The 16,612-nt window shown below is 61.2% G+C and carries 16 protein-coding genes; 5 read left to right on the top strand and 11 right to left on the bottom strand.

Going from position 1 to position 16,612, the window contains the following annotated elements; translation table 11 throughout:
* Positions 1-162: 162 nt before the first annotated feature.
* The 3 genes from G0Q00_RS08235 (at position 163) to G0Q00_RS08225 (ending at position 4,276) form a co-directional block, all read left to right on the top strand.
* Positions 163-2,190 (top strand): NADPH-dependent 2,4-dienoyl-CoA reductase, encoded by a 2,028-nt coding sequence (locus G0Q00_RS08235; RefSeq protein ID WP_163038092.1) that lies wholly within the window; start codon positions 163-165, stop codon positions 2,188-2,190.
* Between the two features lie 25 nt (positions 2,191-2,215).
* The gene (locus tag G0Q00_RS08230; protein ID WP_163038090.1) at positions 2,216-3,136 is read left to right on the top strand and encodes an AEC family transporter; all 921 of its coding nucleotides are present in this window, start codon (positions 2,216-2,218) and stop codon (positions 3,134-3,136) included.
* Positions 3,137-3,370: 234 nt separating this feature from the next.
* Positions 3,371-4,276, top strand: coding sequence for a LysR family transcriptional regulator (locus G0Q00_RS08225; protein ID WP_163038088.1), 906 nt, complete (start codon positions 3,371-3,373; stop codon positions 4,274-4,276).
* 61 nt (positions 4,277-4,337) lie between these two features.
* Here the strand turns inward: G0Q00_RS08225 and G0Q00_RS08220 are convergent, their stop codons facing one another.
* Genes G0Q00_RS08220 through G0Q00_RS08205 form a run of 4 tightly spaced genes read right to left on the bottom strand, consistent with a single transcriptional unit; the run spans position 4,338 to position 7,302 of the window.
* A complete protein-coding gene (locus G0Q00_RS08220) occupies positions 4,338-5,261 on the bottom strand; it encodes an OmpA family protein (RefSeq protein WP_163038086.1) in 924 nt (307 codons plus the stop codon).
* Positions 5,258-5,833 carry a peroxidase-related enzyme gene (locus tag G0Q00_RS08215; protein ID WP_163038083.1) on the bottom strand — a complete coding sequence of 192 codons (576 nt, stop codon included), beginning with the start codon at positions 5,831-5,833 and terminating at the stop codon, positions 5,258-5,260. Before G0Q00_RS08215 ends, G0Q00_RS08220 begins: the two co-directional genes overlap by 4 nt.
* A gap of 12 nt (positions 5,834-5,845) precedes the next feature.
* Positions 5,846-6,577 carry a GNAT family N-acetyltransferase gene (locus G0Q00_RS08210; RefSeq protein ID WP_163038081.1) on the bottom strand — a complete coding sequence of 244 codons (732 nt, stop codon included), beginning with the start codon at positions 6,575-6,577 and terminating at the stop codon, positions 5,846-5,848.
* On the bottom strand, positions 6,574-7,302 hold the full coding sequence (locus G0Q00_RS08205; RefSeq protein WP_163038079.1) for a molybdopterin-binding protein: 729 nt from the start codon (positions 7,300-7,302) through the stop codon (positions 6,574-6,576). The genes G0Q00_RS08210 and G0Q00_RS08205 overlap by 4 nt, the downstream gene beginning before the upstream one ends.
* Positions 7,303-7,340: 38 nt before the next feature.
* Between G0Q00_RS08205 and sfsA the strand changes: the two genes are divergently transcribed.
* Both sfsA and map read left to right on the top strand, forming a co-directional pair.
* Positions 7,341-8,039 carry a DNA/RNA nuclease SfsA gene (sfsA, locus tag G0Q00_RS08200; protein ID WP_163038077.1) on the top strand — a complete coding sequence of 233 codons (699 nt, stop codon included), beginning with the start codon at positions 7,341-7,343 and terminating at the stop codon, positions 8,037-8,039.
* A 35-nt stretch (positions 8,040-8,074) separates the two neighbouring features.
* Positions 8,075-8,923, top strand: a complete 849-nt coding sequence (gene map, locus G0Q00_RS08195) for a type I methionyl aminopeptidase (protein ID WP_163038075.1) — start codon at positions 8,075-8,077, stop codon at positions 8,921-8,923.
* Positions 8,924-8,999: 76 nt separating this feature from the next.
* Here the strand turns inward: map and rsmD are convergent, their stop codons facing one another.
* The 7 genes from rsmD to G0Q00_RS08160 form a co-directional block, all read right to left on the bottom strand.
* Positions 9,000-9,560: a 16S rRNA (guanine(966)-N(2))-methyltransferase RsmD gene (rsmD, locus tag G0Q00_RS08190; RefSeq protein WP_163038072.1), complete on the bottom strand. Its 561-nt coding sequence runs from the start codon at positions 9,558-9,560 to the stop codon at positions 9,000-9,002.
* Entirely contained in the window at positions 9,557-10,765 is a 1,209-nt protein-coding gene (locus G0Q00_RS08185) for an NAD(P)/FAD-dependent oxidoreductase (RefSeq protein WP_163038070.1), read from the bottom strand. Before G0Q00_RS08185 ends, rsmD begins: the two co-directional genes overlap by 4 nt.
* Before the next feature lie 80 nt (positions 10,766-10,845).
* Positions 10,846-12,033, bottom strand: a complete 1,188-nt coding sequence (locus tag G0Q00_RS08180) for a GNAT family N-acetyltransferase (protein ID WP_163038068.1) — start codon at positions 12,031-12,033, stop codon at positions 10,846-10,848.
* A 31-nt stretch (positions 12,034-12,064) separates the two neighbouring features.
* On the bottom strand, positions 12,065-12,832 hold the full coding sequence (locus G0Q00_RS08175) for a glycerophosphodiester phosphodiesterase family protein (protein ID WP_163038066.1): 768 nt from the start codon (positions 12,830-12,832) through the stop codon (positions 12,065-12,067).
* Positions 12,829-13,290, bottom strand: a complete 462-nt coding sequence (locus G0Q00_RS08170) for a RidA family protein (RefSeq protein WP_163038064.1) — start codon at positions 13,288-13,290, stop codon at positions 12,829-12,831. The genes G0Q00_RS08175 and G0Q00_RS08170 overlap by 4 nt, the downstream gene beginning before the upstream one ends.
* Positions 13,291-13,408: 118 nt before the next feature.
* Positions 13,409-14,722 carry an HlyD family type I secretion periplasmic adaptor subunit gene (locus tag G0Q00_RS08165; protein WP_163038062.1) on the bottom strand — a complete coding sequence of 438 codons (1,314 nt, stop codon included), beginning with the start codon at positions 14,720-14,722 and terminating at the stop codon, positions 13,409-13,411.
* Positions 14,719-16,446 (bottom strand): type I secretion system permease/ATPase, encoded by a 1,728-nt coding sequence (locus tag G0Q00_RS08160; protein ID WP_163038059.1) that lies wholly within the window; start codon positions 16,444-16,446, stop codon positions 14,719-14,721. The genes G0Q00_RS08165 and G0Q00_RS08160 overlap by 4 nt, the downstream gene beginning before the upstream one ends.
* Positions 16,447-16,612: the final 166 nt, after the last annotated feature.

The following is a 16,612-nucleotide window of genomic DNA, read 5'->3' as shown; positions in this document are numbered from 1 at the left end:
AATTGAGACACGAATACCCTGCCACGCCTCCGGCGTTCTCGGGACATTCGTGTCACATCGTGATCGAATTAAAAGATCGAACACTCTAGATTACGCAGCGTTTCAGGTGACACTGCTTTACGTGCACGTCAATATTTCGGGAAACGCAGCCCGAGGACCGCTATGACCCGCTACCCACATCTTCTTGCCCCGCTCGACCTTGGTTTCACCACGCTGAAAAACCGTGTCCTGATGGGGTCGATGCACACCGGACTTGAGGAGCGCGGCGATTGGAACCGCGTGGCCGAGTTCTATGCAACCCGCGCCCGTGGCGGTGCAGCCCTGATCGTGACGGGCGGGATGTCCCCGAATGAAGAAGGCGGCGTGTTCCCCGGTGCGGCCGGGCTGTTCTCGGACGAAGATATTGCCAACCACAAGACGGTCACGGATCGCGTGCATGCGGAAGGCGGCAAGATTGCCATGCAGATCCTGCACGCTGGGCGCTATGCCTATGGGCCGAACTGTGTGTCCGCCAGCCCCGTGAAGTCCCCGATCTCGCCCTTCCCGCCGAAAGAGCTGGACGAAGAAGGTATTCAGAAACAGATCGACGATTTCGCCACCGCTGCCTCCCGTGCCAAGGAAGCCGGATACGATGGGGTCGAGGTCATGGGGTCCGAAGGCTATTTCCTGAACCAGTTCCTTGTGACCCACACCAACAAACGCGAGGACCGTTGGGGCGGGTCCTATGAAAACCGGATGCGTCTGCCGATCGAGGTCGTGAAGGCAGTGCGCGAGGCGGTCGGGCCGGACTTCATTATTATCTATCGCCTGTCGATGATCGACCTTGTGCCCAACGGGTCCACCTTTGAGGAGGTGATCCAGCTGGCCAAGGAAATCGAAGCAGCTGGCGCGACCATCATCAACACCGGCATTGGCTGGCACGAGGCACGCATCCCGACGATCGCCACCTCGGTCCCGCGTGCGGCGTTCACATGGGTGACCAAGAAGCTGATGGGGCAGGTGTCGATCCCGGTCATCACCTCGAACCGGATCAACACGCCCGACGTGGGCGAAGAGGTTCTGGCAGGTGGCGCGGCCGACATGGTGTCGATGGCGCGCCCGTTCCTGGCGGATCCGGATTTCGTGGTCAAAGCGGCCGAGGATCGCGCGGGCGATATCGCGCCCTGCATCGCCTGTAACCAAGCCTGTCTGGATCATACGTTCGGCGGCAAGATCTCGACCTGTCTGGTCAACCCGCGCGCCTGTTACGAGACCGAGCTCAGCTATGACCTGACCGACACGCCGAAATCCATCGCCATCGTGGGCGCTGGGCCTGCGGGGCTGGCCACCGCGCTGGTCGCGGATGAGCGCGGCCATAAGGTGACGCTGTTTGATCGCGCCGATCAGGTAGGGGGGCAGCTGAACATGGCCAAGAAAATCCCCGGGAAGGAAGAGTTCATAGGGCTGGTCGACTGGTATGACCGGATGGTCCGCGCCTCGGACATTGATCTGCAGTTGGGGCGTGAGGTGTCGGCTGACGATCTGGTTGGCTTTGACGAGGTGGTGATCGCCACGGGCGTCGCGCCGCGCGATCCACAGATCGACGGGCAGGACGGTGCGAATGTCCTGTCCTATATCGACGTGCTGCGCCATGAGGCGCCTGTGGGCAAAAACGTTGCCATCATCGGCGCGGGCGGCATCGGGTTTGATATTGCCGAGTATCTGACGCAGGCCGGTGACAGCCCGACCGAGAACCTCGAGGAATGGCTCGCCGAATGGGGCGTCACCGATCCGGGCGAAGCGCGGGGTGGATTGGCCCCGGAAGGCCCGAGCCCCGAAGCTCCGGCGCGTCAGGTCGTGCTGCTACAACGCAAGGCGCAGGCGCTGGGCAAGGGATTGGGCAAGACCACCGGCTGGATCCATCGTGCGACCCTGAAAATGAAGGGCGTCGAAATGCAGGGCGGCGTGAACTACGAACGCATCTCGGACGAGGGGCTGATGGTCAGCTCGGGCGAGGCACGCGAGAACCCCCGCGTGATCGAGGCTGACCACATCATCCTCTGCGCGGGTCAGGTGCCGGAACGCACAGTTTTTGATCAGCTGGCCGAGAAAGGCATTACCGCGCATATCATTGGTGGTGCAGATGTCGCGGCCGAGCTTGACGCCAAGCGGGCCATCGACCAAGGATCGCGACTGGCGGCCTCGCTTTAATGACTGGGGCCTTGAAGGAGGCCCCATGCTTTTCCTGTCGATCTTTTTAGGACTTCTGCCCAGCTTCCTTTTGATAGGGCTGGGCGGGCTGGTTCGTGGGCGTCTATCGGACAACGCGTGGCAGGGGCTGGATCGCCTGAATTTCGAGATCCTGTTCCCCGCCCTTCTGTTCGTCGCCGCCGCGAGCCGCCCGATCGAAATTGCGCAGGTCATCACCATGGCGCCCGTGGTCTGGGCCATTCTGGGGATGGGGCTGGCGCTGGGCTGGCTGACGCGCCGCATCGGGCCGGACCGTTTTCTGGATTTCGCAGGTGCGTGGCAGGTCACGTGGCGCTTCAACACCGCGCTGGGTCTGGTGGCTGTTGCGCTATTGCAGCAGGGCGGTCTGGGCGAGATGGCCGTGGCCGTCGGTATGGGGGTTCCCGTTGCAAATCTGTTTGCGGTCAGCGCGTTGTCCCGTGGTGGCGCGATGGGGCTGAAACAGACGCTTCTGAAGATCGCGCTGAATCCCTTTCTGCTGGCCAGCCTGTCGGGCTTGTGTGTGGGGCTTTTGAAGATCCAGATCCCACAGCCGATCATGGCGCCGCTTGATCTGCTGGCAAAAGCCGCCATTCCCGTCGCGCTGCTGTCCATTGGGGCCACGATGGAGTGGAAGGCTCTGGCGCGGCTGAACCGCTTCAGCGCGGCGATCTCGGCGATCAAACTGGTGGCCCTGCCTGCCTTCGCGCTGGCCTGCGGCGTTGTCTTGGGGCTGACACCGGCGGTTGCCTCGGTTCTGGTGGTGTTTGCAGCGCTTCCGACCGCGTCCGCTGCGCATGTGCTTGCGTCCGCATTTGGGGCCGAGCGCCGTCTTGTGGCCACATTGATTGCACAAACCACATTGCTGTCCGCCCTCAGCCTGCCGCTGTGGATTACAATCGCTGAAGTTGTGTTTGCCTTACGTTAGAGTGAACGCTCGTTCAGTTAGCGCTTCATTCGCTTAGGTTTTGTTATGCTTATGAATAGGTGCTCCGACCTCTGCAGCCTGGGGTTGTGAGGTCCCCGAGATCTGTCAAATTGTCTCGTTTCCAGATCGTGAACATAAGCCGAATTACCCCCTTAATGTCGGCAGGTCTTCACAGTCTTGCCCTAATTTATGGCGATACAAATATGGCTGCGAGGATTTTTTAGAGAGTGTGTGATGGATCGATTGACCGAAATGGAGGCATTCGCAACAGTCGTGGATCAAGGGGGGTTCACAGATGCCGCCAGGAAGATGGGGATTTCGAAGTCGGCTGTATCGAAACATGTGTCCAGTCTTGAGGCGCGTTTGGGTGCGCGGCTTCTAAACCGAACAACACGACGTGTCAGCCCGACTGAGATTGGCTTGGCGTATTATGATCGTGCGCGTCGTGTTCTGAATGACGCGGGCGAGGCGGACGCCTTGGTGACGTCCATGCAATCAGCACCTGCAGGGATGCTGCGGATTTCGGTTGCGACAGATTTCGGCGTCAATCACCTGAGCCCAGTCTTGGGCGAGTTCCTGAAGGATTTCCCCGAGGTCACCGTAAACATGGAATTGGCGAACCGGTATGTCGAACTGATCTCGGAAGGGTTCGACATGGCCATCCGCGTGGGCGAGCTGGAAGACAGCTCGCTGCGCGCGCGCAAGATTGCTGAAACCACACGTAAAATGGTCGGCAGTCCCGCGTATTTCGAGCGTTACGGACGTCCCCAACGCATTGACGACCTGAACAACCACAAGCTTCTGCATTATTCCAGCCAAAGCTCGGGCAATGTCTGGAAGATCCCCGCCCCGTCGGGCGAGCTGCGGCAGGTGCGTTCGGCTGGGTGGCTGAGCGTGAATGACGGGCAGTCGCTGTTGAACGCGGCGATCTCGGGCTTGGGCATCGCCTATCTGCCCAGCTTCCTCTATGCCGACGCGTTAGAGCAGGGCTTGGTTGAAGAGGCCATTCCAAACCTACCTGCCGATATTCAGGGGATCTATGCGGTGTATCCTCCGGGCCGGTTTACGCAGCCTAAAGTACGCGCGTTCATTGATTTTCTGGTGCAGGCCTTTGCAAACAAAGGGCCTGACATCTGGTAAAGGCAGAGCAGTACAAGCGAAGAGTATCTGCGGCGGGCTGGTCCCGCCGCTTTTTTGTGAACTATTCCGTGTTCAGAAGAACCGCTTCCACACGCCGGTTCAATTCGCGTCCCTCGGCTGTGGCATTCCCGGCCAAGGGGGATAGATAGCCCACGCCATCGGCAGACAGCTGGCCCGCGTCCGCGCCATAGCCGTTGATCAGACGCTCCATCACCGATGCGGCGCGCTTGCGTGACAGAGCGACGTTGCCGTCTAAACTGCCTTCGGCATCGGTATGCCCCACCAGCACGACCCGTCGGGTAGGATCGGCGGACAGGAAATTGGCCAGTTCTGACAGCGCGGGTACGTCGCCATTGGCAAGCTCTGCCGATCCGGTCGCGAAGGTCAGGCCGGACAGCACCACATATCCAGCACTCTGAAGTTGGGCGTCCAACGGACCGCTTGACTGAGGCGCAGCAGTCGGCGCAGCCTCGGTCGTGACCGGCACAGGCGCGCTGTCTTCCGAGGGCGTCACGAAGGTTAGCTCGAAAAACGCATCCTGCGCGCTTTGGCTGACCAGAATTTGCGCAAAGCTGTCATCCTTGCGGGCACTCAGGAAGTGATAGTCTGCCAGATCGACGAACATATCGGGGGACTGAAAATGCCCCAGCTGAAACCGGAAATCGAATCCGCCGCAGGACACCGCCTGACATTGGTACAGGACACGATAACCATCCTGACGCAACTGTTCACGCAGCGCGGTCAGGATTTGATAGCTGCGGCCGGTTTGGCCGGGGACGCGCCACGCTTGCCGGCTAACATGGCCAGCGGCGGTGATGGCCGGAACCGTCGCACCGTCAAAGCGGCTTGTGGCAATCTCGACCTGACCATTTTCCGAAACTTCGGCCTGAAGCCTGGCCCCCGCGGGCAGGTCCAGCGCCGCCGCCCCGAAGGGCAGCGTGGCGACCACACAGGCAAAGGCGAACAGGCGGCGGAGTTGGATCATCGGCTTTGAGCGTGATATTCGTCGTTTGGTTTCATGCCCACGGCCGAGGCCATGCGGTTTGACATCGAGAAGAACCCGACCGTCGCCGCGATGTCCCAGATATCCCGGTCCGAGAACCCAACGTCGCGCAGCGCTTGGCGATCTGCTTCCTCAGTCTCTGAGGACGCTTTGGTGATTTTTTCAGAGAATGTCAGCATTGCGGTCTGACGCGCGTCCAGATCGGCCATGCGCCAGTTCATCACCATCGCCTCGCCCAGTTGCGGATTTCCCGACAGTTGACGTACGGCGGCGCCGTGAGCGACCTGACAATACCAGCACCGATTGATCGAGCTGACGACCACCGCGATCATCTCGCGCTCCAGTTTGGACAGGCCGCTGTCGTCCAGCATCACCTCGTTATACATGTCCATGAAGGGGCGCAGCTTGGCCATATCGAACGCATAGGCCTGCAGCACATTCGGGACCATTCCCAGCTTTTCATCACAGATGTTGAAGTACTTCTGGATGTCTTCGGGCAGGGGGTCGACCATCGGCAGGTCAAGGGCGGTGATGCCGTTCGTTTTGCGCGCCATGCTGTATCCTTCTTAGCGTTTCACTCGGTAATGGTAGTGCCCAACCAGATGCATGCCAAGATTTGCATACAGCGGATTTGCAGCGTGGTTGCCTTGGGTCACGATCAGCGACAGGAACTCGGCACCCTGTTCTTCGGCCCATTTTGCGGCTTGTTTCAGCAGGTTCTGGCCGGTGCCCATGCGACGTAGCTTGGAATCGACATGCAAAGCATGGGCCATCGCGATGCCGTCGTGAACGCCTACGAAGCCAACGCCCGCAGGCGTGTCATCGGTGCGTGCCAGAAGGGCGGTCTTGGGGCAGTCTGCGCGGTCCATCACAGCGCGGCGATGTTCGTGGATGCCGCCTTCTTCCCATAGCTCGGTCATGATCGACAGCATGGGCCAGATCGCAAAGGCCGAGACCGGCGGTAGAGGCTCGCGTGTCAGCTCAGCCACGGGAACGACCCAGATGTTCACCGGGTCGACGATGTCATAACCGTGTTGCGCCAGCATCTCGTCCAGATGTTCGTCGCCTGCGCGGATCTGGAACAGCGGGTCCATACCCATGTCGCGCATGGCCTTCTCGGCGGCGGGCAGATCGGCTTCGGTGGTCGGCCAGTTCTCGGTCGCGGCGGACACCCGCTTGCCGCCACCTGCGCCGTCGCGCACCACCCACGCGCCAACGCGGTGCGTAGCGGCTGGGGGCCAAGTGGCTTCACAGACCTCGATCAGGTGTTCGGCGGTGGGAAGATGGGGCGTTGTCATGTGGCCTCCTTGAACTGGTCTTGAAGCGAACGGGTGGCGTCTTCCAAAAGGGACACATCCGTGCCGCGAATAACGATGTTGACGCCGAATGCGCCGTTTTCAATGAACGGGTAGGATCCGAAGCTTAGTGTAGCATATTGCTGGACAAGCTGCCCCAAAGGCCCAGCAATGTCGCCTTCACCGCGGTTGATCCGCACCGTGCGGGACACCAAAGGCGCACCGCCGGTCAGTCCGGGCAGAACGCTTTCGACCATGGCGGTGAAGACCGATGGAACCCCAGCCATCACATGCACGTTTTCCAGTGTAAATCCGGGCGCGATCGAGACGGGATTGTCGATCAGCGTGGCCCGATCCGGGATGCGCGCCATGCGCTGGCGAGCTTCGTTAAACTCGCGCCCATTTTCGGCGTAATAGGCGGCAAGCAGATCGCGGGCGTCGTCGCGAATGTCGATATGGTCATCAAAGGCACGGGCGATACAGTCGGCGGTGATGTCGTCATGCGTCGGGCCGATCCCACCCGAGGTAAAGACATGATCGTATCCGGCGGAAAGGGCTTTCACGGCGGTGACAATCGCGTCTGCGTCGTCGGACACCACACGCACCTCTTTCAGATCAATGCCGTGCTCGGTCAGGCGGCCTGCAAGGTGATGCATATTCGCATCCCGCGTCCGGCCCGACAGGATTTCATCTCCGATCACCAGCATTGCGGCAGAGGGGTTGGGCATCGCTTGTTCCTTTCCTGTTTCCGGTATAGGCCCGAGATATGGAATTTCCCAGCCCTCTTATACCCGCCACGCTTGTGCGTCGTTATAAACGCTTTCTTGCCGACTGCCTGCTAACAGATGGTCGCGAAGTGACAGCCCACTGCGCCAATCCCGGTTCCATGATGGGGCTGGCCGAGCCGGGCTCGAAAATCTGGTTGGAGCCTAACGATGATCCCAAGAAAAAGCTGAAATTCGGCTGGCGATTGGTGGAACATCCGGACGGGCATTTCACCGGCGTGGACACCTCGGTTCCGAACCGTGCACTGAAAGCCGCGCTTGAGGTGCGTGCCGTGCCGGGGTTGGGCGACTACCACAGCGTCCGGGCCGAGGTGAAATACGGCGAGAAAAGCCGCATTGATTTCCTGCTGGAAGGCGACGGGTTGACCTATGTTGAGGTCAAATCCGTCACCCTGTCGCGTCAGCCCGGTCTGGCCGAGTTTCCCGACAGCGTCACCGCCCGCGGCACCAAGCATCTGGGCGAGCTGGCGAAGATGGTCGGCGAAGGCCACCGGGCCGTGATGCTCTATCTGGTGCAGCGCACGGATTGCGACCGGTTCGATCTGGCACGGGACATTGATCCCACCTATGGGCAGGCCTTCGATGCGGCCCGCGCGGCGGGGGTCGAGGTGATCGTTTTGGGTACCACAATTTCGCCGTCTGGGGTCGATGTCGCAGCCCCTCTGGCGTCTTTGGTCTGAACGCCCTATCTAGGGGGCAGAAGAAGGAAACCACCATGGACGACAAGATGCGCGTAACCAAGGAAGGCATTCGCCTCTATGACCCGGCGGATTTCGCTGGGATGCATGCAGCGGGTAAGCTGGCAGCCGAGATTCTGGACCGCGTGGCCCCGATGATCGCCCCCGGTGTGACCACCGCCGAACTGGATGCCGCAATCGAGGCGATGGTGGACGAAGCAGGGGCCGTGTCGGCCACGATCGGCTACAAGGGCTATAAGCACGCGTCGTGTATCTCGCTGAACCATGTGGTGTGCCACGGCATTCCCGGCTCGAAAACGCCGAAGATGAAGAATGACAAGACCGGTCGCAAACATGACGAGCTGGTCGAGGGCGACATCCTGAACATTGACGTCACTGTGATCGTCGATGGCTGGTATGGCGACACCAGTCGCATGTACAAGGTCGGCAAGGTCAAACCCTATGCGGACCGTCTGATCCAAGTGACCCATGACGCGCTGATGGAGGGCATCGCCGCCGTCAAGCCGGGCAACACCTTTGGCGACATCGGTCACGCCATCCAGAAATACGCCGAGGCACAGCGCATGTCCGTCGTGCGCGATTTCTGCGGTCACGGTCTGGGCCGCGTGTTCCACTCGCCTCCCAACGTGCTGCACTATGGCCGTCCGGGTACGGGTGCTGTGCTGGAAGAAGGCATGTTCTTCACCATTGAGCCGATGATCAATCTGGGTCGCCCGGAGACTAAGATCCTGTCCGATGACTGGACCGCGATCACCCGAGATAAATCGCTGTCGGCGCAGTTTGAACACTCGGTCGGTGTGACCGCAGATGGGTGCGAGATCTTTACCTTGTCGCCTGCTGGAAAGTTCCACCCGACCTGGGGGTGAACGCAAATTTGACTTAGGGGAAACTTCTTCAAGTTTCCCCCTAGTCTCCAAGTTTTCTTTAAATCTGTGGTGCCTGCTACGTTTCTGTGTACTCGCAAATCGAAATCACCGTGTCGCCATAGCGGCGGCTGTCCAGTTGAGTGACTCCAGCAGGCGGGATTACCGGCACGTTGTCCTCCCACACGATCAGTGCACCATCAGCCACCCAGCCCGACTTGATCGCTGCCGCCAGCGCCTTTTCGCCCAGTCCCTTCCCATAGGGCGGGTCCAGAAAGATCAGATCATGGGGCGTGCCTTCGGGCAGGCGGGTGGCGTCGCGTTTCAGCACTGTCGCTTCGTCCGCGCAGCGACATTTCTGGATGTTCTCGCGGATCAGCGATAGAGATTTGCGCCCGTCATCGACCAAGGTCACATGAGCGGCCCCGCGCGACAGGGCTTCAAGCCCTAACGCGCCGGTGCCTGCAAACAAGTCAAGCACACGCGCACCGTCGATCGGGTCGCCAAAGCGCCCGCCGGTCAGCATGGAAAACAGGCTTTCACGTACGCGGTCGGTGGTGGGGCGCAAATGTGCGCCCGCATCCCCTTTGCCGACACTTGCCAACGCAAGCCCGCGAAATCGGCCAGCGATGATCCTCATGCCAGAAGGGCTTTCAGCTCGGTTCCCGGATCGGCCACGGCGGCTTTGTCGGGCGACTTCCCGCCTTCGACCAGCCGCTTGCCGACCATATAGGCGCGCGGATCATTCATCGCGTCGACAGCTAGCAACGTATCGCCTTGATAGTACCAGAAACTGACGCTGCCCTCTTTGTCGCCGGGGCGGGTGACGATGTTGTCATAGCCCGTGTTCAGGCCCGCAATTTGCAGCTTCACGTCATACTGATCCGACCAGAACCACGGTTTGGCGACGTAATCGACACCTTCGTTCATCATGTTGCGGGCGACGATTTCGGCCTGATCAATCGCGTTGGGGACGCTTTCCAAACGGATACGCTCGCCGCGATACGGGAACGAGGCGCAATCGCCCGCCGCCCAGATCGACGCATCCGAGGTGCGGCCCTGTGCGTCGGTCTTGATGCCGTTGTCCAGCTCCAGCCCCGCGCTTTCGGCCAGTGCGCTGTCGGGAGCGATGCCCACACCAACGATGGCGAAATCAATCTCCAGCATGGCCCCGTCTGACAGGGTGGCACCCGTCACGCGGCCCTCGCCGGTTAGCCGATCCAGCCCAACGCCTTCCCGAATGTCGACGCCATGCGAGGTATGTAGCGTGCGGAAATAGTCCGAGGTCTCGGGTGCCGCGACCCGTTGCAGGATGCGGTCGGCCATTTCGACCAGCGTGACCTTCAAGCCCTTCTTTGCGGCCACTGCCGCGGCTTCCAGACCGATATAGCCCCCACCGATAATCAATACGCTGCGACCTTCGGCGAACTCGGGCGCCATGCCGTCCACATCAGCCAGAGTGCGCACCACGTGCACGCCGTCCAAATCGCCACCAATCGCGGCAGGCAGATAGCGGGGCGTGGATCCGGTGGTGATGGCCAGTTGGTCATAGGAGATGCGCTCATCCCCGATCACGACCTCTTTCGCAGCCGCATCAATCGCGTTCACGCGGGTGTCCAGCCGCAGGGCGATGTTCTGATCCGCATAGAAGTTCTCAGGCCGCAGATAGAGGCGCTCCAGCTCCATATCCCCCAGCAGATAGGCCTTGGATAGCGGCGGTCGCTGATAGGGCGGCGCGCTTTCGGCGCCAATCAGAGTAACGTCCCCGTCAAAGCCCGAGTTGCGCAGTTTGGCGACCAGGGATGCTCCGGCCTGTCCGGCTCCGATCACGACGATATGGCTCATGGTTTTCTCCGCGTTTCTTCGCCCCGACGTTAGGCGAAAATTGGTTGCTTTGACAACGATCAGTTGGTGAGTATTTCGCGCTACTCTGGTTCGGCATTTCCGATTGCTTTGAACGGGCCGTATGAGGTCAGGATGTCGATGTCCTGCGCAACGGCGCGCTGCTCTGATTGCAAAAACTGGTCGACGGCCTCGCGAAAGCCGGGGTCGTTGATCCAATGCAGCGAATGGGTGGTGACGGGCAGATAGCCGCGCGCCAGTTTGTGTTCACCCTGCGCGCCAGCCTCGACCCGGTCCAGCCCGTGCTGAATGGCAAAACTGATGGCCTGATAATAACACAGCTCGAAATGCAGGAACGGGTGGTCCTCGACGCAGCCCCAATAGCGACCGAACAGCGTGTCGCGGCCGATCACGTTCAGCGCGCCGGCCACGGGGCGGCCGTCGCGTTCGGCCAGAACCAGGAGCAAGTCGCCTGCCATCGTGTCATGGAGCTGATCAAAGAAGGCGCGGGTCAGGTACGGGCGGCCCCACTTGCGCGCGCCGGTGTCCTGATAAAAATGCCAGAACGCGTCCCAGTGCTGCGGTTGGATTTGGTCGCCGGTTAGGGCGATGATCTCGCCATCAAACCCTTGGGCGATGCGGCGTTCCTTGCGGATTTGCTTGCGCTTGCGAGAACTCAGCGCGTTCAAAAAACCGTCGAAATCCGCGTAGCTGTCATTCTGCCAATGGTACTGCAACCCTTCGCGGGCTAGCAGCCCCATGGCTTTGCCTGCCTCGGCCTCGTCGCCCGTGCAGAAAGTCACATGCGCCGAGCTGATCTGGTTGTCCGCCGCGATCTGCACCATGCCCTGCACCAGCGCGGCCCGCCCGATCTGCGTGTTGCCGGGGCGGGTCAGAAACCTGCGCCCGGTGACGGGCGAGAACGGGACGGCGGATTGTAGCTTTGGATAATAACTTCCCCCGGCACGCTCATACGCATCCGCCCAGCCGTGGTCGAACACGTATTCGCCCTGACTGTGGGTTTTTACATAGAGCGGCATCACTGCGATGACCTGATCTCCCGCGTGGACCGTCAGGTGTTGTGGATGCCAGCCCGTGCCTTCCCCGACCGATCCCGACCGCTCCAGCGCTGACAGAAACGCGTGTGTCGTAAATGGGTCCAATGCCCGCCCGCCCGCGGCCCGTTCGGGGCAGGCGCAGGCATCCCAATCCTCGGCGCGGATCGCGTCGAGGGACTGGTGGGTGCGGATGTCGACTTGGGTTTCGCTCACGGTCCTATTGAGGGGCAGAGGGCAGGACGGGTCAAGCCAGATAGCCTTCGAACGTGACGTTGTCGGCCACTTTGCGGGCCTCGGCTTCGACCTCTTGCGATCGCACGGTCCAGCACAGAACCTGCACGCCGCGATCCTTCAGGCGCGTGACCGCCGGGTTGTTCAGATCCCGCACATCATGGCTGATGAAGCTTGCGCCCACCCGGTCGTAGTCGGGAATGTCGCGCAGATATGCGCGCGTGGCAGCAGGCAGAAGCGAGGTATCTTCGTCGGTGTAGGCCTCGGTTGTCAGGCCAAGGGGCAGGGTGGTGTTGTGCTTGCCAAATTCTGCAACAGAATGGGGATTGAAGGACATGACGGCGACGTCGCCGGTGTAGCCCTCCAGCGCCTCGGCCGTGGCCTTCTCCATCATCCCGTCATGCGGCCCCATGGCGCCGTGCTGGTCTTTTAGCTCGACCAGCAAGGGGACGCGGCCTGCGACGATCTCGAGCACTTCGGCGAAGCTGGGAATACCCTCGTCCCCGCCAGTTAGTCCGATCCCGGCCAGCTCGACCGCATCGTGCTGACGAATGGGGCCCGTATCGCCGGTCAATCGGGACAGGTCATAGTCGTGAAAGACCATGGCCTGCCCGTCTTTCGACATTTGCAGATCAATCTCGATCCCGTAGCCCGCATCCACAGCGGCACGGATGGCCGCGCGCGAGTTCTCGGGCCGACCCGCCGACAGATCGTGCAGGGCGCGGTGGGCAATCGGCCGGTCAAAGAAGCTTTGCGGCAGAGGGACGGGTTTACGCGTCATTTGATCTGAAAGATGCCTTCGATTTCCACGGCCACGCCAAAGGGCAAGCTGGCGGCGGACACGGCGGAACGGGCGTGACGACCAGCATCCCCCAGAGCTTCCACCATGAAGTCCGACGCGCCGTTGATCACTTTCGGCTGGTCGCCAAAGTCAGCGGTCGAGTTCACGAAGCCCACCAGTTTCACCACGCGCTGAAGACGGTCCAGATCGCCACCACAGGCGGCTTTCACTTGGGCCAGAAGGGCAATGGCGCAGCTGCGGGCGGCGTCGGCACCTTCCTCGGCGGTCATGTCGTCGCCCAGCTTGCCGGTCAGGAACGCGCCGTCCTTCATCGAGATCTGGCCCGAGACATGCACGAGGTCTCCGACCTGAACATAAGGCACGTAATTGGCTGCAGGGGCAGGGGCGTCGGGCAGGGTGACGCCCAGTTCGGCAAGGCGGGTTTCAAAAGCGCTCATCGGGTGATCCTTTCGTTTGATTGGCCTGTTGGACAGGCGTTGTCCGGACGCTAGCCCGCGTCCGAGATCAGGGGAAGGGGGAAACCGACGCCTTCGCGCTTTTCCCCGTCGCGGGGGATCAGGACTCGCGGAAGGCCTTCTTGAAATAGTCCAGCAGCGGCTCGACCAGATACAGGATCGGGCTGCGATCCGTGGTGCGGATGAAAGCTGAAACGGGCATGCCGGGGATCAGCACCGCGCCTTCTGGCAGGCGATCAATCTCGCCGTCATTCATCCGGATTTCTGTCAGATAGAAGGCCTGCCCGGTCACATCGTCCACGAACGCGTCTGCGGAGATGCGCGTGACATGGCCCAGCAGATCGGGGGTCTCGCGGCTGTTGAAGGCGGGGAATTGCAGATACACGGTCTGCCCCACATAGATCTGGTCCACATGCAGCGGTTCAACCCGCGAATTGATCACCAGATTGCGGTCTTGCGGGACGACAAACAGCAAGGGCTGGGCGGGTTGAATCACGGCACGTTCTGCAAAGACCTGCAATCCGTGGATCACGCCGGTGACGGGCGCGCGGATTTCCAAGCGGTCGAGTTGCTCGAGCAGATTGCGGCGCTGTTCGGCCAGATCGCGGGTGTTGGCGCGGGAATCGCGCAGTTCCGAGATCGCCTGTTCACGCAGGTCGGTTTGCAATCCGATGCTTTGCAGCTCGGTCTCGGTGATGCGCAGTTCGGCCTCGGCGCGGGCGGCAGAAAGTTCGCCCAGACGCCCGGAAATGCCCGCTTTTTCACGCTTCAAACCCAGCACGCGCGAGGCTTGCGACAGGCCTTTGTCCAGCAGGGCTTGCTGGTTTGTCAGTTCCTCGCGGATCAAGGCCAATTGTTCGCGCAGCGCGGTGGTTTGCGCATCAAACCCGTCCAATTGGCGCGAGATCTGGGTCTTGCGTTTGTCGAGCTGTTCAAGCTGTGTCGACAGCCCGTCCATGCGCGAGGTGAACAGGCGCATCTGGCCCTGCATCAGGCTGTCGATTTCTGGATTGATTGCGGCGGCGTCGATCAACTCGGGGTCAAACGTCAAATCGACCGCGCGGTCGCGCTCGGCCTCGAAGCGGGCTTGGCGGGCCAGAAGCTCGAAATACTGGCCTTCGATGATGGTCAGTTGCGAGGCCAGCTGCCTTGCGTCCAGGCGCACCAGCACGTCGCCCGCCTGCACCGCGCCGCCTTCCTTGATCAGGATTTCGGTCACGACGCCGCCGTCCGGGTGCTGAACCACCTTGCGGTTCTGTTCGATCTGGACCTGCCCCTCGGCGATCACAGCGCCTGACAATTTGCTGGCGATAGACCATGTGCCGAAGCCGCCGATCAGGACCAGCAAAGCGATGAAGCCAAGGATCAGCGGGCGGCGGGCCGAGAAATTCGGGGCGTCGGGTGCGTGTGTCATTGCGTGCCCCCGTTCGTCTGCGCCGTCTGGATTTGCTGCGCATTCTGAACATGCTTGTTCAGCACCTCGTCGCGCGGGCCGAAGCTGCGGGCGACACCGTCGCCGATGATCAAGAGCAGTTCGCATTCCCGAATGGCGGCGGGGCGGTGGGCCATGATCATCACGGCGCCGCCGCGGTCTTTTACCGCGCGGATTGCGTTGTTCAACGCCTGCGTCCCGTCGTTGTCGAGGTTCGAGTTCGGCTCGTCCAGCACCAGAATGACCGGGTCGCCATAGATCGCGCGGGCCAACCCTACGCGCTGCATCTGTCCCCCTGACAGGGGGGCGCCCCCCGGTGCAAGCCGCGTGTCATAGCCGTCGGGTAGCGACAGGATCAGCTCGTGCGCGCCGGCCATCTGGGCGGCAGCGACGACGGCGGTGGCGTCTGGCTGCAGCTCCAGCCCGGCGATGTTTTCGGCAATCGTGCCGTCGAACATTTGCACGCGCTGCGGCAGATAGCCGATATACTGCCCCAAAGCCTCGGGCGCATAATTGTCCAGAGATGCGCCGCCCAAGCGGACCGTCCCGGCATCTGGCGCGACAACGCCCGTCAGTACGCGCGCAAGGGTTGATTTGCCCGATCCTGATGGGCCGATGACCCCCAATGCCTCGCCCGGGTTCAGGTCGAATGTGACCTGTCGCAGGACGGCGCGGCTTGCGCCACGCGGAATGACAGTCAGCTTGTCTACGCTCAGCTTCGCGCCTGGGCGCGGCAATGCGGTGCGGTTTTGCTCGGGCGGGGTTTCGGCCAAAAGCTCGGCCAGAGCCTGCCGGCCGGACCGTGCGCGTTGCACGAGTTGCCATTGGTTCACGGCCATATCCACAGGCGCAAGGGCACGGCCCAGCAGGATTGATCCCGCGATCATCGCGCCCGGAGATATCTCGCCCTTCAAAGCCAGATACGCCCCAAGTCCCAGCATCGCGGATTGCAGAAACTGGCGGAAGGTCTTGGACATGGCGGAAAACTGCCCCAGCCGATCCGAGGCGCGTAGGTTTTCATATAGCGACATATCGCGGGACTGATGCCAGCGCCTATACGCCCCGCTGGACATGCCAAGCGCGCGGACCATTTCGGCCTCGACTCGCATCTGCTCGGCCATCTGATCTGCGTGGTGGGTGGCAATCGTTGCTTTGGTCAACGGCCCCTTGGTCATGATCTGGTTCAGTACCGTGATTCCGATCAACACGGCCCCACCCGCGATGGCCAGAAGCCCCAGCCACGGATGGAAAATGCTGATGGCAAACAGGAAAAACGGGGTCCAAGGAATGTCGAAGGCGGCGGTGATAGCGGGGCTGGAGAGCAGCTTTTGCACCGCCTCAAGATCCTTCAGCCCGGCCGTGGTGCCGCCATCCTTAAGCGGCTGGCGCAGGACGGCAGAAAACACGCGCTGATCAAGCGAGGCCTGAAACTGTGCCCCGGCACGCGCCAGAATGCGCGCGCGGGCATAGTCCAGAATGCCCATCATCAGAAACAGGAAGCCCATCAGCAGGGTCAGGGCGATCAACGTCGCCTCGGACCGGCTACCAAGCACCCGATCATACAACTGCAGCAGATAGATCGGCGCCGTCAGCATCAGCAGGTTCACAAAGATCGAGAACAGCGCGACGGCCCACATCAGGCCCCGCAGCTTGTGGCGCTGAGATCGGAGCTCCTCCAGCCCTTGAATCAGTTGGTTCTGTTTCATGTTGGTCTAGCTAGTTCCCGCGAATGCTTGCCAGTAGCCCGCCGAACATCATACGCTTGGCGGGATTCTGCTTGTACCTGTCGCCAAATAGTCACATTCAAATGCTGCGGAAGCCTTAACATCTGTGCATTAGGGCTACATCTATTATGTGTTGCCGGAATAAGCA

The organism is Aliiroseovarius sp. PrR006, assembly GCF_010500215.1.
Lineage (GTDB): Bacteria > Pseudomonadota > Alphaproteobacteria > Rhodobacterales > Rhodobacteraceae > Aliiroseovarius.
Note: the sequence above shows the minus strand (reverse complement) of the source record. Positions and strands in the feature narration are given on the sequence as shown.